Source organism: Gelidibacter sp., assembly GCF_053579655.1.
The window spans coordinates 1-20,299 of sequence record NZ_JBMDWE010000053.1 but is presented as its reverse complement, the minus strand read 5'-3'; the positions used below and the strand labels follow the sequence as shown (position 1 = coordinate 20,299).

Below are 20,299 nucleotides of genomic sequence, written 5' to 3'. Positions count from 1 at the left end.
TCGTAAGAAAGTAGAAACTATGGTTTTTAAAGTTTAACAATAGATTTAAGACCGCGTTGCTTTTAGAATCAAGAACCAAGACTTGAGCCGTGAAGTAGTAGAAACTTGGCAGTATGATTTTTGCATCATTCTTTTTTCAATATTTACATCAACCTTCTTTACCCACTAAGGACTTTAAGGACAAAATGCCAGATAATCTATTCCAATATCTTGAAAAGAACAATCAACGTGTTCAGAATCCTCAAATGTAATTCTCTAAAATTGCTTAAAACTCAATTATGATGAATTAGCCTAGGCAGGTAATCAAAAGGCGCGAGCCGGCTGCGAGTTGAGCGAGGGTGGTGGCTGCATTAGCCCGAAGTATGAGGGCGGCAGACGCCTACGGTTTACGGCAGGGCTGGCGCGATTTTTTTGCTTCGGAAGTGGCAAAGGCAAGGGTAGCGATTGCGTGAAACGTAACGTTGACAGCCCCGAAAGGGAGCAATACCTTTACGCAATCGGTGTGGTGGATTACCTGATGCTAAATTTGGTGTTAAAAATGAATTGAACTTAAAGGTTTGTATTGCGTAATGAAGAAGGGATGTGACGTAGAGTGTAATAAATGAGCTACGCTTGCGCGGGTTGCCGAAGTGGCTGAATGAAGGCATGAGGCACGAGGGTCTGAAATGAAGCGACTGCAGGCAAATGGGGTATTGCAAAAATCGTGACAGCCCGATCAGCCCGAAGCGACCCGCAGGCTCGCATAACATGAAGCAGCGGTTGTGCCCAACAAAAAAACTCGCGAAGCGAAACCTTATTGGGTTTGGGCACAAAAGTAGCTGCGGGTGAGGAAGGAGAGAATGTGTGAAATAAAACAAATAAATAGTACCAAACGAGGACGTGCCGCCGCAGTGGTACTATTTATAGTATATGCAAGCCTATAACTTAAGAGGTAGTATTGATCATGAGATTGCTTCGCGTTGCTCGCAATGACGTGGAAAGGATGAAGTGGCTTGCAGATATGTTTTATGGAACAAAATGGAACGACTGACGAACTCCTTATTACCTGCCCCTTCAAAATAATAACGATTTTCGTTTTACCAACTTTGGTAGCGTGTACTCTTTACAAACGAGCGCCAGCAGATGCTTTTGGTTTATAAGCACTAGAAATTTTCATTTAACTACAATGTTTTAAATAGCCACTGCATTCTAATTTATCACTATCTGCCATATTCTCCATTTTTATTGTTCTATGTATTTTTTTACCACGCAAAGGATTCAACATCATGTAATCGAGGCGTATTTTCTAATGGTTGTCCAGGGAATAATTTCATTTCAATCCAACCGATTTCTCCTTTTTCTGTTCTAATTTTAAAGATACCACCATAAAAAAAAGGGTATGAACTTGTAGACTCAATTATAATATTATCGCCCTGAGATATATTTCCTTTAATTTTTCTTAAATCTTGGGTTTCATAAAAATCAAAACTCTCCAAAGCGGTAGTCTTCTTATTTATAAAGAATTCATTTTGTTCGGATTCAGTTATAAAACCTCTGCCATCAATATTGTAAATAAGGGTGGCATACATTGTTGTATCGTAATTTACGTCAACAAAAATTCCTTCCTTTGTTATTTGAATAATATCTGAGGGGATTAAAGTCGAAAATTCTTCTGAGAATGCGCCTGACCAGTCGTTCGATACTTTTTCTTTTAGTTCATTAAAATTTATTGATTTATTTACGACAAAAAAATACGGCCCTGCTGATTCTTGAGATACATAAACAAATGTTAATGGAGGTTTTTTATCTGAGTAAGCATATTCGAAAAGAATCCTAGCTTCATAGACATCTTCTTCATGAAATAAAACTTTATTTATTATTTTTATATCTAGACCTTCCTCATATTTTATACCGAAATTTTTCAGAGGTTTTATTAATTTTTTATTTTGTTTAATAGAAGTCTGACTTCCAAAAACCCATCCAATTTGGTTATTAAATTTAATTTTATACCAATAGTCTGTAATTCCTCCTATCGTATCTTTTTTATCCTTTTTTAAGACATCACATACATCCCCCTCATTTAACTTCATAATTATATCACCAGTAGTAGGATACTCTCTAATCCAAATATTAGTGCCTTCTATTGTTAACTTGCTATTAATTTGTGAAATACACGAGGTAGAACTTATGACTAGTAAAAATAGTATAACTAATTGTTTTTTCATTCGTTATGATTTTAATTAAAAATATTATTTATTGTTATTGAAATATTAAAATGTAAAGTCAAAGCTTTATTCTAATTACATACAATAATTGAATAGACGCAACTGAATGCAGCTATTTCTCTTATCCTTCAAACATATTGTTTTCCTAATCAATTAACTACAATTGCTATTAAAATTAGATATAAGTAAAAACCAAACCGAATATTTTATCGTACTCAGTATTCTAAAAATCCATTATGAATTATTACTCGACAACTGAATCAAACGTAAACCAAGTGCTTATCACAAAAAATTCAATTTCTTTGACAGTCCGGCGGGAATATCGAAATACTGGTTTTAAATGAATTTCTTTATTATTACGGTTCACTTCTCTACTCTTTCTGGCACACTATAAGATCAGTAAATTATTTTTATTTGAAATCACAATCTGAGATCTTTATAAACCACTCACACTAGCCATCCGCTTCATCGTATCAAAAAATGCCTGATAAAAGGTTTCGTCTTTGGCATATAAGCGATAGAGATCTAATTCCTGTTTGCGCTGTTTGGACATTACATCATCTAGGATTTTTCGGAATGCCAAATCTTTGTTTTGCGCGTCGTGGTTTTCGGCAACTTTCGTTTGAAAATCTGGATGGGCCTGAATGGATTTGCTTAGGCTAATAAATTTCAATCGTTGATCATCTGGAGTGGCTTCCCAACCTTGAAACCAGCGTTCGTTGAAGGATTGAATAATCAATTCCAACGGGTCTCTTTCTTCCTCGCCACCATAAGCACCACGAGGTGATGGGTTTTGTGGATCTAATTGGGATTCTGAATCGTCTAAACTGATACTGTGGTTCAGTTTTACGCGCTCTAATCCATAGGTTGATAAGTCGACCGAATTTAATAATTCGTCCATACCATCGATATTAGGATCTGTGATGGGCAGCTTTGGAATTAAGAATTTCAAGAACCAAAACAGCTTTTCCCAAGGCAGCATTTCAAATTCTAGAATGGATGCCATTTGCCCATAAATCTTTACGAACTGCTTAGCTTTAATTTTAAAATCGGCTTTGTCTTCCTCTTCTAAATCTAACTCAGTTTTAAAACGCTCTGCAGCCGTATCAATAATCGGACTCAACAATTCCGCATCTACTTTTTGAAAAAACAGCTCATTGAAATTCTCAACCTCAGCCCATTCGTAAACACCTACCTCATCCAGCACGTTTTTTAATTCGTGTAATACATTGACATCTGTAGCTTCACTCAAAGAGGTGGCCGTATAGAAAGGATCAAAAGAGGTTTTGATATCATCAGTAGAGTTAAAGAAATCGAGGATAAAAAGATCTTCCGTACGCTTGCCCAGCTTATCTGCCGAACGGTTTAATCGTGATAATGCCTGAACTGCCATGACGCCCTGAAGTTTTTTATCCACATACATGGCGCAAAGTTTAGGTTGATCAAAGCCGGTGAGGTATTTATTGGCAACGACCAACATGCGGTAGTCGTCCTCATTGAATTTATCTGCGGTGTCTTTATCTGCAAAGCCATTCATTTCTGATTCGGTATAATCTATGCCGTCAATGGTTTTAGTGCCAGAAAAAGCAATGACCACTTTAAACGGATTGCCTTTGTCCTCCAATATTCGTGTTAACGATTTATAATATTTTATAGCAGATTCTATACTCTGTGTTACCACCATCGCCTTCGCTTTGCCTTTTAATCGCTTTTGATTGACAATTTGTGGAATAAAATGATCGAGAATAATCTCTGCTTTGGTGTGAATGGTTTGTTGGTGTTGTTCTACAAAGGCGCGCAATTTCTTTTGCGCTTTTCCTGTATCAAACAGCGGGTTATCCTCAATGGATTTCTCTATTTCATAATAGCTTTTCAGGGTGGTGTAATTGGCAAGGACATCCAAAATAAAACCTTCTTCTATTGCCTGTTTCATTGAATAGAGATGGAAGGGTTTAAAACTCCCATCTTCCTGCTGCATCCCAAACTTTTCTAAAGTGATAGCTTTGGGGGTTGCGGTAAATGCCATATATGAGGCATTGCCCCGCATTTTACGCGCTTGCATGGCAAGGATGATTTTGTCCTGCACATCCATTTCCTCGTCGGCATCCGGTTGTTGCCCCATTGCTGCATTCATTTTGTCATGGGCTGTACCGCTTTGACTACTGTGCGCCTCGTCTATAATAACGGCAAAACGCTTATCACTCAAATCTGCGATGCCCTCAACGATGAATGGAAATTTTTGAATGGTCGTGATGATGATCTTTTTGCCTTGCTCCAGACTGTCGCGTAATTCTTTAGATGAATAGGCGGGAGCGACAATATTTTTTACTTCGGAAAACTCCTTGATATTATCTCGCAATTGTTTGTCCAATAACCGCCTGTCGGTAACCACAATAACCGAATCGAACAAAGGATGATCTATGCCTCTACTTCCAGGTACACTTTCGTTTTCTGGATAGGTTTCTATCAATTGATAGGCTGCCCAGGTAATCGAGTTTGACTTTCCAGATCCTGCCGAATGCTGAATAAGATAGGTTTGCCCTACACCTACTTTACTGGCGTGCTCTAAAATACCACGAACGACATCCATTTGGTGGTACCGTGGGAAAAATAAGGTGCGCGAATTGAGTGTATCTTTCTTAGTACCATCCAATCGCACAAAGTGCTGAATGATATTTGCTAAGCTTTTTCTAGTAAACACCTCTTCCCATAAATAGGCCGTTTTGTGGCCCAACGGATTTGTAGGATTGCCTTTTCCGTGATTGTTGCCTTTATTAAACGGAAGAAAGAATGTGCTTCTGCCATTGAGTTTGGTCGTCATATACGCCTCGTCGGTATCTACGGCAAAGTGCACCATACTTCTAGCAAATTGCAGTAGTGGCTGAGTGGTGTCGCGTTGGGTTTTGTATTGCTGTTGACCGTGAACTCTCGCATTTTGGCCTGTCCACTGATTTTTTAATTCCATGGTCACTAATGGCAGACCATTTACAAACAGCACCATATCGATTTCTTCACGTGGGTTATCCACAGAGTATCGCAACTGCCTCGTAACGCTGAACTTATTTTGCTCAAAGTTGTCTTTTACCGTTTTACTACTACTCGCCAATGGCAGCACATAAAACAAGGTAAAATGCGCATCGTCCACATCCAATCCCTTTTTGAGTAGATGAAGGATGCCGTACTTTTTGACCATACGGTCATAACGATTGAGGATTTTTAGTTTCCAATCGCTCTGACGTTGGATTTTCTCGAGCTCTTCCTTTTGGGTGGCTTTCAAAAACTGCCAAAAGAAGGTTTCGTCTATGGCAAATTGTGCATTAAAATGATTTGCTTGCCCTATATAATAGCCGTTACCCGCACGATACATTTCGCCAGATTCATTGACCCCGCCAATAGAAAGACCCTCGGCTTTTAGAGTTTCAAGTGTTGTTCCTGTTAGTTGTTTTTCTATGGTGGATTCTAGGGCTTGTTCGTTGGTTTGGCTATGCATAATTGTGTGAATTGGGTATTTCTTAATATAGGTTTTTTAATTTCTATTAATCATTGAACAACGACATATAGTCCTTAAAAAGGTATAATCTTCCACGCTGTGCCCCTGTTATTTCGGTTATGATGTCTAGGTCTTCCAAAACTTTTATGAGGTTATAAGCTGGTCTCAGTGATTTTCCTGTTATCTCGCTTACTTTCTGAGCTTCGATAATTGGATTGGTATATAAATATTGTACTACTTTATAGGCATCGCCACTTCGCGCTCCAATATCTTTAAGCTTTCCATCGATTTCCTTTTGCAATCGCAAAATGCCATCAAATGTCTTTACACCATTTTTTGCAGTTTCAATAACGCCTGTAAGAAAAAACTTGAACCACTGATTCAAATCATTGTGGGTTCGGACACGCATTAAATTATCATAATAAAGACTTCTGTTCTTTTCAAAAAAATCGGACAGATAGAGAATGGGTTGTTTTAGAATTCCTTTATTGACTAAATACAATGTGATTAACAAACGCCCCACTCGTCCGTTTCCATCAAGAAACGGATGAACTGTTTCAAACTGGTAATGGATGAGTGCTACCTTGAGGAGGTCGGGCAATGGGTTGCTATCATCATTGGCAAATTTTTCGATATCGGACATCAAATCATTAACATCGCTATGTATAGGAGGTACAAAAACGGCATCATTAATACTTGCGCCTCCAATCCAATTCTGGCTGTGACGGTATTCTCCTGGCATCTTATGTTCTCCCCGCACACCATGCAATAAAATTTTATGCGTTTGTTTGATTAAACGGGACGAAAATGGCAACCGATGTAACAAATCAACTGCTTGCTTCATGGCCTGAATATAATTTTGAACCTCTTCCCAGTCGTTTCGCTTTTCTGAAATAATATCCTCTTTGGCTAAAAAAGCATCTTTAATATTGGTTTGTGTGCCTTCAATTTTTGACGACTGCACAGCTTCCTTAGCAATGTGCATCTGAATAAACAATTCAATGTGCACATACTCTGAATACATATCCAAACGCCCCAAATGCCGGTCAGCCTGACTAAGCAACTGCAACACCTGCATATCGGTAATATTCCACTCCTTATTTATAAAAGTAGGTTTAAAACTTTTGTAATAGCCTTGTTGCTGATAGCCGCCTGATTTGTAATTATTCATTAAAAGTAAATTTACATCTATTATTATTTTACTAAAATAAAAAAAACGACATTACAGAACTTGTCTATTTTACTTTTGTTGTAAAAAGTAAAATAGCATGAAGTCTAATTTTACTATTTTGTATTTAGCCTTCGTTAACACCATTGCTCCTAAACCTCCCGACTTCACCATCTCTCACTGTTTGACAAATGGCTTTGTACGTTTTATTAAAAGCGACGATACTTTTCGCCAGATTCATTGACCCCTTCAACAGATAGACGTTAGACTTAATGGTTTCTAGTGTTGTGCCGGTTAGTTGTTTTTCTATGGTGGATTCTAGGGCTTGTTCGTTAGTCTTGGATTGCATATTCTTTTAACTTAATTTCGACTCTATATTTTAATGGTTGGAGCTGACCTAGATTATTAATGTCTTTAATAACAAATATTTTGGAATCCTTATTTACAAGCCAAATTTCATACTGTTTAGCGTTTTTCAAACCGTATTCCATCTCATCTCGTGAAAGAATAAATGACGATCCATTATAATACTTGCTCTCTACGTACCTCATTTGCTTGTGATTTACATCATAGTATTTTATATCATAATGTTCGCTCTCATTAGTTTTAGCGATAAGCTCAACTTTGTTATACAATAATGGCCTTTCTGTTAAATATTTCTTTACAATTTCTTCAACAGTATTACCTAAAATTTTCTTTTGATTAGAAGATAATTCAGTTTTATTACCTAGCCAAAGACCATTACCTCCTTGCTTCCAACCGCCATTAGGATTGATAACAACTTCAAATTCTTCAATTAACTCAGAAGGTTGATTTATATCTAAATTAAAATCAACATTATTACTTTCTTCTCTTAATTGAACCTGTTTTTTATTTAATTGAGATTTTATATAGTCAATCTGTCCTTCGAAATAACTTAAACTATTGAGTTCCTCACTTCTCCTTATATCTAGGATTTCATCTTCAGAAAAATGCTTTATGTTTTCACTTTCAATAGAATCATATTCTGGATAGTCTTCATACTCTAAATCAAATCTCATAAAGGGAATTTTCTCTTTTAAAACATTCGACAGTGTTAATACTAAATCATAACTGTTTTCAATTTGACTAAAAGAAAAATTATTTAGTAAATGTTCTATGTCATGTAAATATTTAATAAAATTGATCTGTTCATCTTTTCCATTAGTAGAAAGATGAAGCCATAATTGATTTTTGATATTCTTTTTTCTTTCATCATAAAACAAGACTAGTTCTTTTGTAAATAACTTATCAAATGATATTTTGTAATCTGAAACATCATTGTACTCTTTTAGGTCAATTCTTAAAAGACTGAAAATACTTCGGATACGAAAAAGCTCTTTTAAATTATCATCCGATTGGAATAATTGGTGGTCTGTTAATTCCGGGAATTTCTTAAAAATGTAATCCTCAATATTATTCTCATTTAAATCAGAACTTGCTTCAATCCCTTTAATTCTAAAAATTGTTTTCCATATAGATAATCTTACGCTAATTTCTCCCAATAAGATATTGGCTTCTTCAAAAATTCCTTCTGCAAGTTCATTCTTGACATCATACATGTTATCCTCCTTCGATTGCATTATGATAGATTCAAAGGTTTTCTTTTCATCAAGAGTATCAAAAACTTTTAGGAAAATATCTGATAAATTATCTCTAAACTGCTTATTTAGTTTTAATTGCGATATTGATGATTCAATTGGGATATTTATGTAAAACTGATTATTGCTATATGCATAATTATAAGGTTCTATTGCAAAAACCTCATCCTCAAGTCTACAGGTTAATTCTTTACAACAAATGATTTTGAGTTTATTTAAAAGTAAAACTTGGTCATTTTTCACATCCTCCTTTGAAATTTTATCCAGTCTAAAAGCCAATATGAATGGTTTTATTTCTTTAAGCAGTTTTTCAAAGTCGTCAGAAATGGAAAGGTTCGCCTCTTCCGTTTCTATTTTTAAATCAAGATTGTTTAAATTTTTTAAACCAAACATTTTAATTGCTCGAGCTCCCCCAGATCGTGAAGGATAATATAGCAGTGGGAATTTATTTGTCAGTGATTCTGGCAACTGTATTCTATCACTGAAGTAAATTTGACTGGAATTTTTAACCACTATATCTTTACCTTCTTTAGCATAAAGATCCACTCCTAGCATTGACTGCTCATTTTTCTTATAATGACCTACTAAATTTTTATAGAAAACCTGCGAACCTTTGTCATTATTTCTTTCTGCTAATTCCTGCGTTTTAAGTTTAAGATAGTTAATGTTCAAATCATTAAAATCTTTTTTTGCTCCAAAGAAAGAAAGGATTCTATCTACTTCTGCCCGGTCTAAAGCCTTATTAACGTTAGACAAGAATTCATAATCAATTGTAAATGGATTAAACCATTCTTGCTTTTTAGTGGTTATTAAATAATTTTGAATATCGTAGTGTTGAGTTAATTTGTAGTAAATAAAATTCTTAAATGGTTTAATAAATTTTTGACCATAATAATTATAACTCAATTTTTCACTATCCGAACATAGCTTTGTGTAATTAGTAAAAACATTGCTCAACTTATTATCTAAAGAAAGCCAAGCAATCACTTTATTGATATTTACGCTTTCTTTTTTAAAAATTTCATCAAAATTTCTGATTACATACAAATTGTAATTATTAATTTGAACATCGTAAATTTTGTTACAATAGGTAATAAAATCAATATCAATATTAGTTTTCGCACTCTCTAGTATTGAGAAAGGATTTATCCCTAACCATAATAAGAACTCTTCAACTTGACGTAAATTATCATTTTCTAAACCTAAGGTTTCCAGGCTTGCAATTGTATATTCATTCCCATACAATTTATCGAAAATTTGCTTAGACAACTTGCCGACTTCAAATTCTTCTGACAACACAAGACTTTGAATGTTTATTAGTTGGTCATTTTGATTTAGACACGGAATTTCAGCCTCATAATCTAAGAATGGGTTTTCGGCTCTTAACTTATAATTATAAAAGAGTTTTTGATAGAACTCCTTTATTATTTTGTTCTTATCATTTTCATTCTCTTTGAGATACTCTGTTGTTTCACTTATGATTTTTTTAATAACCGTTTGAGGTTCAAAAGAATGAACATCAGAGATTTTTTCTAATTTATCTTTTAAACTCCTAGATTTATGAGTTTCAGACTGTAAGTGAAGTTTATCTAATAATACTATATATAATTCTGGGTTTAAAAATCTGATTTTGGAATAATAGGGCACTTCTAAACCCTTGTTTTCTGCTGTTTTATCTGTATAAACATAGTCTTTGGTTTTGATTAGATTTTTGTTCTCATCAATTAAAACACAAAACTGTTCATTAGGATAAATATCTAAGAGTAAACCAACTAATTCTGCTCTCTGAGCTACATTTAAGTTTATTGCAAGCCTTTCAATTATTTCCTTATAATTCTTTGGTTTCTCAACATATTGCTGTGGGTTTATTGGTAATGCACAATAAACAAGTTGTTCTCCAAAATAAGCTTCCAAATTATTTTTATGAATAAACTCTGCAATCCGATTCCCTAAATTTTTCGCAATAGAAGAGTTGACATACTTTCCAGATAAAATAGGATAGACCTCAAAATCACCCCAATAATTATCAATTATATTAGAATATGGCTCGTAAACAGAAAACACATCATTATTGATGGTTTGGAAAGGCAACCAAGATTTTGAATGTTTCCCTTTCAAAATCTCAATAAACTTTAAATGTAAATCAAAAAGTTTACCTAAAATAAATGGATTAACAGCTGATTTTGTACTATGATTTCTATTCTGGTCTAATTCTAGACTTGCGTGAGCTACAAAAGGAAGTTCAAAGGGGATTTGAGTTTTAAAATAGTTGTATAAAACTTTATCTTTAAAATTCAGATCATTGCTATAAGCAATTTTCACACTGTAACGCTTAGGCTCGCTTGACTCTTTATCCTCTATTAAGTTTTCATCTACTATACCATCATCACTTATTACATAATATATTTGACCGTTATGGACGATCTCCAAATTATTCTCAGAGATTTTTTTACGTGTTATTGAAATAGTCTTATTTAGAAAATTACCATCAATTTCAATAGTATTTATATTTTGCAAGAATAAAAGAGTTTTCTCGCTTATGGATTCTAATTGCTCTATAATTCTCTCTTCATATTCTGACTTATATCTTATTGAAATAGTGGTAGTGAAATCTGAGCTATCAATTACATCTTCTATCTTACAGCAATTCAAAAGAGGTAATGGATATACATCAGAATTTAATTTTCTTTCTTTTCTAATTTCAGTCAGTTCAGCTTCAGTGTACCCGATTTTATTTAATAGAATATCCTTTTTTAATGTCTCGTCAAAAATCACTTTGAAATCATTACTAATGATACTGATTTTATCTGCCCAGTTAATAATCGAACGAAACCCAAGTCCTTTATTACCAATGTAACCTGATGAAACCTTTGAAGAAAGACCAGGATACAAAATAGAATCATACCCCTTTATAGAAAATGAATTATTGCCGTCATTGCTTATTTCTAAAAGACAGTTTTCAGTATCTAGATGGATTTTAACTTTTGAAGCTCCTTCATCTTCACAATTTTGAAATAGCTCCAATAGTTGCCTGCCATTATAACCTTGGTTGGTTTGTTTCTCGATATTGTTTAAACCTACTAAGTTTTTGGGGTTTCTTAATTCTTCCCAACGCTTAATAACAATCTTTTCAACTTGCTCTTTTATAGACATCTTTTAAGTTTTATAATTAACACACCCTAACCTTTCCCGTTACCACACTATTTATCAAACTACTCTTATACTCCTTCAACTTCTCAATCTCCTGCTGTTTTATAGCGATGGCGGTGTCGATTTTTTGGGAAGCGGATTCTATGTATTTGGAAATTTGATTTTGTTCTTGTAATGGTGGATAAGGAAATCTTTCGTTTTTTATTACTCCAACAGCTATTCCAGGTTGAGCTGCTGATTGGGATAATCTATTAAAGTCAGCCACTTTTATCGCTTCACCTAACCATAGGGTATCCTCATTATTAATAGGGTAAACAACCACTGCGTGTTCAGTTGCATAGAATTTTCCTTCAGCATAATTTACATTTCCGCATAATGCTCCCTGACGACCAATTAAAGCATAAAACCCTTCATTAGTGTAAGTTTCAGCATATGCTCTAAATCCATTTCCTCCATAAACTGGATAACCTTCTTCCTTAAAATCTTCTGCAGATATAAATTCACCACTTTGAAGGTTCGATATAAACTTTAAAGCTTTCACCTCCCAATGCTCCGGAATCTCCCCAATCCACTCCACGCCAGAATCCTTTAAAGCGACGGTATCATCCAAGCCACGTGTTACCGCTTTGTGGATCAAGATTTGTTGGCGTTCTTTAAGCAGGGCTATTTGTTGCTGTTTAATGGCAATCGCCTGGTCTATTTTGGTGGTTTTGTCGTCTAGGAAGTTGGCGATGGCGGTTTGTTCTTTTAAGGACGGAAACCAAACTGTAGTTTCTTTTAAAATCGATTGAGTAATACTATAAACTTTAACTCCTTTCATCCTTGTCCTTATTTGATTCCTAAAGGAAAGCGAGTCAAATACAAATGCAAAAAATAGAGATATTATTTCGTTTTTCGGTCTTGCTATTACGGTGTGATACCCAGCAAATATGTCATTATCACTTCTTAAATGAGTGAAATTTCCAGAACCTTCAATATCTTCTGAGGTATCAGCAAACACAAACTCTCCTTTTTTTATAAGGGATTTTGGATCAGTACTTAGATATTCTTCATCTACACATTTTAAAATATGTTTAGTAGTGTCTAGTTCAAATCCATATTTAGAATGAATTTCTCCATAATTAACACATAAAATACCTTCATTTATTAAGTTCTGTTTTGTAATAGTAAGTCCTTTACCTAGGTTGAATTCAAACCTTAATTTCCTAACCTCCCAATGCTCAGGAATTTCACCCAGCCATTCCACACCAGAATCTTTATAGTGCGCATATGTCTGAACCGTTGATTTATGTGATTCTCTTGATTTCTCTGATTTTATTTCGGTATTTATAATTGACATTGTTCTATTTCAGTTTATTAGGTAATTTCAAGTGATATTTTTTATTCTTTCGCTACTTTAAACAAGCAATCACAAAAATCATTTGAATCAGTGGTTCAGACAATTTGATCTGCTTGATTTCTCTGATTTTATTTTGGTATCCATAATTGGCATTATTCGTTTAAGTTTCTCAGGTCTTTTATTTTATTCTATCGTCAACAGTTTTATGAGGTATATCTGCTAATTGAATCGTTCCTGAAATCGGTTCTGAATTATCAGCATATACTGTCCATGTAATTTCACCTTCATCAATATCTTCCTTTGTCAAAGAAATGTGTTTCGTTTCAGCTGTCATTTTAGGTAAAAGGGGATGAAATCGAGATGGTCCGTAATTTCCGAGGGTGTGAATACTGACATTTAAAAGATCTTGGACTGTATTTTCTCCATAAAATTGACGAACTCCTTCTTTAACCTTAGATAAATGACCGCTTCGATCAGGATCTAAAACGTTTTCTGGGAGTTGAACAAAATAATTTATATACTCTGAAACTACACTCCCATTATTTATTGGAGTTACTTTCAAAGTTTGGGCAGTTATTTCTTCCTCAATTTGAGTCCCATTAATAAGTCTTTCTGCAATAGAGTTTCCTGAACCTTGAATGGTAGTTTTTTCAATAAAAAGTGTTTTTTCAATTTCAAATAGCAACTCTACTTTAGGATGCTTATTCCTATTCATTATATCTCTAATCTGGTAATCCAGCATAGGGACAGCTTCAAAATTAAATCTGATATAATATTTATGGTCGACAGTATTCTGATGTGCTGTAACACTTTGAGGTATTTCCACAACATAAACAACTTCCCTTCCCTTCGTATCCATAGAAACGGAATGAATGAGCAATCCCTGCAGCTTAGGACTGATGTTACTCATTATAATTTGCTCCAATTTTTCTTTTGAAAAATTCGTTCTTACTATAGGATCTGTTTTTTCGGGTAAATGTTGTTTAGTATTCTCGTCAAATTCTTTAATTCCATAGATAATTATTCCGCCAGCGGCATTTGCCATCGCACTAACTTCTTTTGCGATTTTTAGATTATTCTTTAGCGCATCACTTGCCTTGTACTCCAAATGAAAGCTTTCCTCCACTTGGTTGTTGATTAAGGAGTTTATATCATCTAATGTTTTAGGTATTTTCATTCTTTATATTAAATAAAATCATGCAATCATAAAAATCAAAAGAATCAGTGGTTCGGACCTTGCTTAAATTTCTTATTCACGATTCTTTTATACTCTAAGCTTTTCGCACCAAAATTTATAAGTAATCCTACTTCCAAATCATAAGCTTCTAAATAATTAATGGCTTGGGCCAAATGGACATCTTCCAAATGAGTGAGTGCCTTTAATTCTACCCCTATAACTTCTTCTACCAAGAAATCTACTCGCCGTGTTCCTACTTCTATTTTCTTGTAGAATACTGGCATTACAAATTCTCTTTGAAACTCAATGTTGGAATCTTGCATTTCAATTGCTAAAGCACGTTGATAAATCACTTCCTGAAATCCATTACCTAAAGCTGAATGCACCTTCATAGCCGCTCCAATGATTTTAGAGGTAATATCCGAGTATTTATATTCTGTTTCAATCATTATCAGTCATTTATATACAAAATCATATTCATCATATAAATCAGCGGTCAATCAGCGGTTCAGACATTTAATATTTTTAACTGAAACATTATTCTAACATCCAAAACTTTTCGCCAAAACACCTTTTCAGAAGATCGTATATCACGGATGCGCGCCAGTAATTCGTCAAAATAATTACCACCGCCAGCTTCTTTGAGCATTTCGTCGTTCATTGTAAAACCTTTTACAATATATTCGCGTAAGCGAGCGGTCGCCCATTGTCGAAACTTAGTGCCTTGAAGACTTTTAACCCGATAGCCTACGGAGATGATAACATCGAGATTGAAATATTCCAACTCTCTTTCAACCGTCCGTTCACCTTCCATTTGAACTGTTCGGAAATTCCGAACAGTTGCTTCTTTTACCAATTCGCCTTCAGTGAAAACATTTTTAATATGTTCGCTAATGGTCGATTTTGCTTTGTCAAAAAGCTCTGCCATTTGTGCTTGTGTGAGCCAAACGGTTTCGTTTTCCAAACGAGTCTGTATTTTTGTTTGCCCGTCCTCCGTTTGATATATTAAAATTTCTGACGCCATTTACACCAAGTTTAATATTTCAGCAATCAAGCCATCACTCTGCTGCTCCAAGTCCAGAATATCTTGAGTCACTGCTTCAATGCTTCTTAATGGCGTGTGCTTATAGAAATACTTATTGAAACTGATTTCGTAACCAATTTTGGTATTGTCCAAATTGATCCAAGCGTCATCAACGTGAGGCTTTACTTCTTTTAAAAAGTAATCGTGAATACTTTCTTTTAAAGGCACGTTTTCGGTATCGCGGAGGTCGCTTTCGGTTTCGTAGGTTATATATTCTCCTTTCTTGTCTGTTGGGAAATAACCGAAGTCTTTCAAATCTGCTTCTTCGCAACCTAAACGTTGCAAGAGTTTTTTGAGTTTATCGCCCGTTAATTTCTCCTTTTTCTTGATTACCTTTTCAGCTTCGGCATCATACCAACTTACGGCATTGAGTACCGCTTTTTTATCTGAAGCGGAAGCGTCCAGTTTTTCCGATTTAATGATGTCATTGACTTCTTTTTCAAAAGCGTTAAAATCCGAAAATAGGGTATCGCCAAAGTGAACTTCTAATTTGTTGGCTAGGCTCAATAAGTGTTGGTGTTTTTTCCAGGTCTCTTTTTGGGTCAGCTTCTTTTTATTGGCAGCCGATAGATTGAGATCGTTTTGCTCGCACCATTCCAAAATGGCTTTACTGTGCGCGCCGATATCTTTGTAAACGCTTTCTCCAAAAGTTTCGTAGGCATATTGCATCGGTTCTTGCAATACGCGATCATAACGCAGGCTTTCTATACGTTCTGTAGTAAACTGGGATTTTAGACGTTTTGGACGTTCAATAGTCACTTTATAATATCCGAAATCTTCATTGTCAAAAACTTGGGCTTCGACAGGCTCAGCCACCTGATTATTTGATGGCTTTATTAACATGTTAGTATAAATATCTACTATTGTATTAACATGCTCTGGGGCGAACTCGCAGTTTTTATTTCCTAAGTTCTTGCGCAGTTTTCTAAACAATTGACTAGCGTCAATCAGTTGAACTTTCCCTTTTCGGTTTGCTGTTTTGTTATTGCTTAAAATCCAGATGTAGGTGGTAATTCCTGTGTTATAAAACAGGTTATTGGGCATTTGTACAATGGCCTCCAACAAGTCGTTTTCGATGATGTAACGACGGATGTTGCTTTCGCCTCCGCCAGCATCCCCTGTAAACAAACTACTACCATTATGTACCGACGCAATCCGACTGCCACTCGAACTTTGGGACAGCGATTTCATCTTGCTGACCATTTCCATCAAGAACAGCAATTGCCCATCTGAGGATCGTGGCGTGGCATCGACTTCTTCTTCTACACCCCAATAATCGGAAAGCAGCACTCTAAATCGTGGATCGATAACGTCTTTTCCGTCCTTGATATATTTCTGCTCACTGCTCCAAGATTTCCCATAGGGCGGATTGGACAGCATAAAGTCAAAGGTAGTTCCTGCAAATTCATCGGTTGACAAGGTGGAGCCCAAACGAATGTTTTCTGGGTTGTTGCCCTTAATCATCATATCACTTTTACAGATGGCATAGGTTTCATCGTTTATCTCCTTTCCATAGAGATAGACATCGCCAGTTGCTTTAATAAGTCCTTCTTCGTCTTTTACAAAATTCTGTGCTTCCGTTAGCATTCCGCCACTCCCACACGCAGGATCATAAATGGTCATAACGGGTGGCAAACTATCTTTGATAGGATCAAAAATGATGTGTGTCATTAGCTCTATCACTTCACGTGGTGTAAAGTGTTCTCCAGCTTCTTCGTTATTTTCCTCGTTAAACTTTCGGATCAATTCTTCAAAAACATACCCCATCCCTAGGTTTGAAAGTGAAGGTAATTTACGTCCTTCAGGATCTTCTTTTTCAAAAGGTGTTAAGTTGATATATGACGATGTGAATTTCTCCAGCACATCGAGCAACACATCTTTGGTAGCCATATGGCGCACTTGGCTGCGCAACTTGAATTTATCAATAATCTCTTTTACGTTTTCACTAAAGCCGTTGAGATATTCTTCAAAATTGGCGAGTAAAATTTGTTGGCTGTTGGTGGCGGTATTATGAAGCAATTGCAAAGTCCATTTGCTGGTATTGTAAAACACATAGCCGGACGCTTCACGTAAGCCGTTTTCATCCCATTCGGTAAAGCCTGCTTCATCGCGCTGAAAAGCGAGTTCTTCCAAAACAGCTTCTTTAGTAGGTTCTAATAAGGCATCCAAACGACGCAGGACGACCATAGGCAGAATGACGTCACGGTATTTTCCGCGTACATATACATCGCGCAGGCAATCGTCTGCAATAGACCAGATGAAGGATACTAATTTATTGTGGGAGGAGTGATTCATTTGTTTTCTTTTGTACTTACTATTAATTCTTTTATCTCTACATCTAAGATTTAAGCTATTTCACTCAAAACCTAGAATCGTGGTTGTTGTCTATTCTGACCTATCCATTGACCATCCGCGAACAGCTACTCCCTTACCAAGAGATAAATCAACTTTATTTTTTGACTGAGCTGTTTATCCTGCTTCTCGCAACATCGCATCGCTATTGTCGCACGCTATTTGCTCAGGATTCTAATTATTGGTTGAAGGCATTGGTTGGTTAAAATTTAAAGTTACCAAAGTACATAATATTATGTTAATGGGTGACTTGGCATTGGTGGGAAATGAGGGATTTTGTGGTTTATTGGTATGTTTTAGATTGCGTGAATCATCTTGGGTATTTTAATTGGGTTGTATTTGCTAAATTCGGTGCCTTAAACCTTTATAATCATTCACAAAACCACTAGCAATCCTCTAAGGACAACCACATAATGAGAGAACTAAAAATCAAAGAACAGCTATGGACCATTGACAACCTTGATGTCACTTGTTACCGAAATGGGGATGTGATACCAAATGTCGAAGATGCTGAAGAGTGGAAAAACTTTAAAACCGGGGCATGGTGTTATTTTGAAAATAATGAGTCCAATAATGGAATTCATGGGAAGCTGTATAATTATTATGCGATTATAGACCCTAGAGGATTAGCGCCGTTAGGATACAGAATACCTCAACATTACGACTGGTTGATGCTTAGTGAATTCGGCGGACGGTTAAAGTCAAAAAATGAATGGAATGACATTCCTGTTTTTGATTGGCTTGTCCCTTTCAATGCTAAACCAGGAGGATACCGAAGCAGTGATGGTAATTTTATGTACAAAAATGAAGCTGTGGGATGGTGGACATCCGAAGAAGAAGATGTCAAAACCCAAGGCCATATAGCACATTGGTTATACAAGAACGACCAACAGCTCGGATGGAAACCATTCTTTAAAAATGATGGCTTTTACGTACGGTGCATAAAGGAAACGTATAAATCTGTTCAATTTTTAATCAATGACAATTTAGATCATCCTCTTATTTACATTTCGGTTAAATATACTCCTTCGACATCATTTCAAGATTTGCTAAATTTAATTTACAACACTTGTCTTTCCAATAATGTAAAAAGGTTTTCCTACGGCAAAGAATGGATTATTCAAATATATGACGGGGAAAGAATAGATAATCTGGAGAAAAAGGGAGCTATTGACAATAGATTATTTGATGACGCACTGCTCTCTACATATCGTATGGATTATAAATTGATAATTTCTCGAATGGAAAAATCATGACAAGGTAATTTGAGTGTCAGTGTTGGGAGATTTAGCAATTAAACATCTAAGAAAAAATATTTATTGACTCAAACTAGGAATTTTCATGAAGGTTGATTTATGAAAGGCAGCAATAAACAAACCTTATGTTTGAAATTTGTTGGGAAGGATTTAATGCACCATAACGCCAATGCATAAGCAACCACACTATTACTGCTTTTATTTTTGAGCTTTAATTTCATCATTAAACTCTGTTGCATATGTTAGAAACCAAACTCCATTCATTGATGTTCCACAACCGGCACAACCTTCCACCATTGAAAATTTCAGCTTTCTTCCTTTAACCATTAATTTCTTGAAATCGGATGCACAACTTTCGCACATCTCACTATTGTCAAGATAATTAACTTGATCCATCATTACATCCCATTCTAAACCAGTTATGTCATAGCCCAAATCGTCCATATTTTCTTGATTTGATTTGAGAATTTTGATTTTAAATGATTTAAAATTTTTGTCAATATTTGTTATTACACCATAAAAATAATGCTGTTCTGAATAATTGGTCATACCAAATTCTTCGGCATAATTAATATAATCTTTATCTATTAACATTGTGCTATCGAACTCAAGATAAGTTTGCTTTTGACTTTTAACTGTGTTTTTATTCGTCTTATTTTCTTGATAGAAATTGGTTACTGCCTCTGAATAATAATGTGTAACCCCTTTAACTTGTTGATTTTTCATTTCAACAATAAATTCCCCCGCATTTGTTTGATACTTATATTTATTTTTGGGTTGGTCATACGTAACATTTTCTATAGAAAAGCTTTCAACCACGTTCTGATTGTCAGCATTTACTTCAACAGTAATTTTATTTTTATTTATTGTTATTGAACCAGAATGTGGCAATAAGCCCCCATAATCTTGATCATCATAATAGGAATATAAAACTTCTTGAAAGTTAAACGAGGCATTTATTCGGTCTTCTTTTTTTATAGATGGCTGACAACTTAAGAAAAAAACTGAGATTATAATTGATGTTATTACATTCCTCATATGATATTTACTTGATTTACAATATGGTTAAAAGATTTAATGTTAGATCATGTTCTAAGGCAAAGTAATCACAATTTTATGGAGAAAATCATGTGATTTATTCTTACTGAGAATGAAACATATAGATTTAAAATATATTTGCTTGCAATTTGTATTAAAAACAAATTGGCCAACCTCTTTTATCCACACTCGACGCCTCAAACCTCATCAAATTAAACAAATCTCTCATCATGGAGCGTTTAAGTTCCCATTACGGTTTTAAGAGAAGCTTACACACAAAGGCGATTTACCTGGGCAGAAGGGGCAAGAAAAAAGCTATTCGGTCCCGTACTTAAGGGAAGCGTATGAGCGTAGTATTGAACTGGACAACAGCCCGCGTGGCAGATATATCAAGGGCAACACTGTCGAACCCTTTTTTGTCA

11 protein-coding genes and 1 pseudogene are annotated in these 20,299 nt (G+C 35.2%); 1 reads left to right on the top strand and 11 read right to left on the bottom strand.

Annotated features, from left to right (window positions below; translation table 11 throughout):
- Positions 1 to 1,241 precede the first annotated feature (1,241 nt).
- The 10 genes and pseudogenes from ACOH2D_RS17250 to ACOH2D_RS17205 all read right to left on the bottom strand — a co-directional run bounded on the left by ACOH2D_RS17250 (position 1,242) and on the right by ACOH2D_RS17205 (position 17,526).
- Positions 1,242 to 2,204, bottom strand: coding sequence for an SH3 domain-containing protein (locus ACOH2D_RS17250; protein WP_449536022.1), 963 nt, complete (start codon positions 2,202 to 2,204; stop codon positions 1,242 to 1,244).
- Positions 2,205 to 2,640: 436 nt separating this feature from the next.
- A complete protein-coding gene (locus ACOH2D_RS17245; RefSeq protein WP_449536021.1) occupies positions 2,641 to 5,694 on the bottom strand; it encodes a type I restriction endonuclease subunit R in 3,054 nt (1,017 codons plus the stop codon).
- A gap of 46 nt (positions 5,695 to 5,740) precedes the next feature.
- Positions 5,741 to 6,865, bottom strand: coding sequence for a Fic family protein (locus ACOH2D_RS17240; protein ID WP_449536020.1), 1,125 nt, complete (start codon positions 6,863 to 6,865; stop codon positions 5,741 to 5,743).
- Positions 6,866 to 6,989: 124 nt separating this feature from the next.
- On the bottom strand, positions 6,990 to 7,211 hold the full coding sequence (locus tag ACOH2D_RS17235) for an SANTA domain-containing protein (RefSeq protein WP_449536019.1): 222 nt from the start codon (positions 7,209 to 7,211) through the stop codon (positions 6,990 to 6,992).
- Positions 7,195 to 11,634, bottom strand: a complete 4,440-nt coding sequence (locus ACOH2D_RS17230; protein ID WP_449536018.1) for a sacsin N-terminal ATP-binding-like domain-containing protein — start codon at positions 11,632 to 11,634, stop codon at positions 7,195 to 7,197. The genes ACOH2D_RS17235 and ACOH2D_RS17230 overlap by 17 nt, the downstream gene beginning before the upstream one ends.
- A gap of 16 nt (positions 11,635 to 11,650) precedes the next feature.
- Positions 11,651 to 12,970 (bottom strand): restriction endonuclease subunit S, encoded by a 1,320-nt coding sequence (locus tag ACOH2D_RS17225; protein WP_449536017.1) that lies wholly within the window; start codon positions 12,968 to 12,970, stop codon positions 11,651 to 11,653.
- Between the two features lie 178 nt (positions 12,971 to 13,148).
- A complete protein-coding gene (locus tag ACOH2D_RS17220; RefSeq protein ID WP_449536016.1) occupies positions 13,149 to 14,147 on the bottom strand; it encodes an AlbA family DNA-binding domain-containing protein in 999 nt (332 codons plus the stop codon).
- Positions 14,148 to 14,191: 44 nt separating this feature from the next.
- Entirely contained in the window at positions 14,192 to 14,596 is a 405-nt protein-coding gene (locus ACOH2D_RS17215) for a GxxExxY protein (RefSeq protein ID WP_449536015.1), read from the bottom strand.
- A gap of 95 nt (positions 14,597 to 14,691) precedes the next feature.
- Positions 14,692 to 15,171, bottom strand: a pseudogene (locus ACOH2D_RS17210) (virulence RhuM family protein); the annotation flags it as partial.
- Positions 15,172 to 17,526 carry a type I restriction-modification system subunit M gene (locus tag ACOH2D_RS17205; protein WP_449536014.1) on the bottom strand — a complete coding sequence of 785 codons (2,355 nt, stop codon included), beginning with the start codon at positions 17,524 to 17,526 and terminating at the stop codon, positions 15,172 to 15,174.
- A gap of 467 nt (positions 17,527 to 17,993) precedes the next feature.
- Here ACOH2D_RS17205 and ACOH2D_RS17200 point away from each other — a divergent pair, with 467 nt between their 5' ends.
- The gene (locus ACOH2D_RS17200) at positions 17,994 to 18,839 is read left to right on the top strand and encodes an FISUMP domain-containing protein (protein WP_449536023.1); all 846 of its coding nucleotides are present in this window, start codon (positions 17,994 to 17,996) and stop codon (positions 18,837 to 18,839) included.
- Positions 18,840 to 19,037: 198 nt separating this feature from the next.
- On the opposite strand, the gene ACOH2D_RS17195 is transcribed toward ACOH2D_RS17200, so the two are convergent.
- Positions 19,038 to 19,877 carry a hypothetical protein gene (locus ACOH2D_RS17195; protein WP_449536013.1) on the bottom strand — a complete coding sequence of 280 codons (840 nt, stop codon included), beginning with the start codon at positions 19,875 to 19,877 and terminating at the stop codon, positions 19,038 to 19,040.
- Positions 19,878 to 20,299 lie beyond the last annotated feature (422 nt).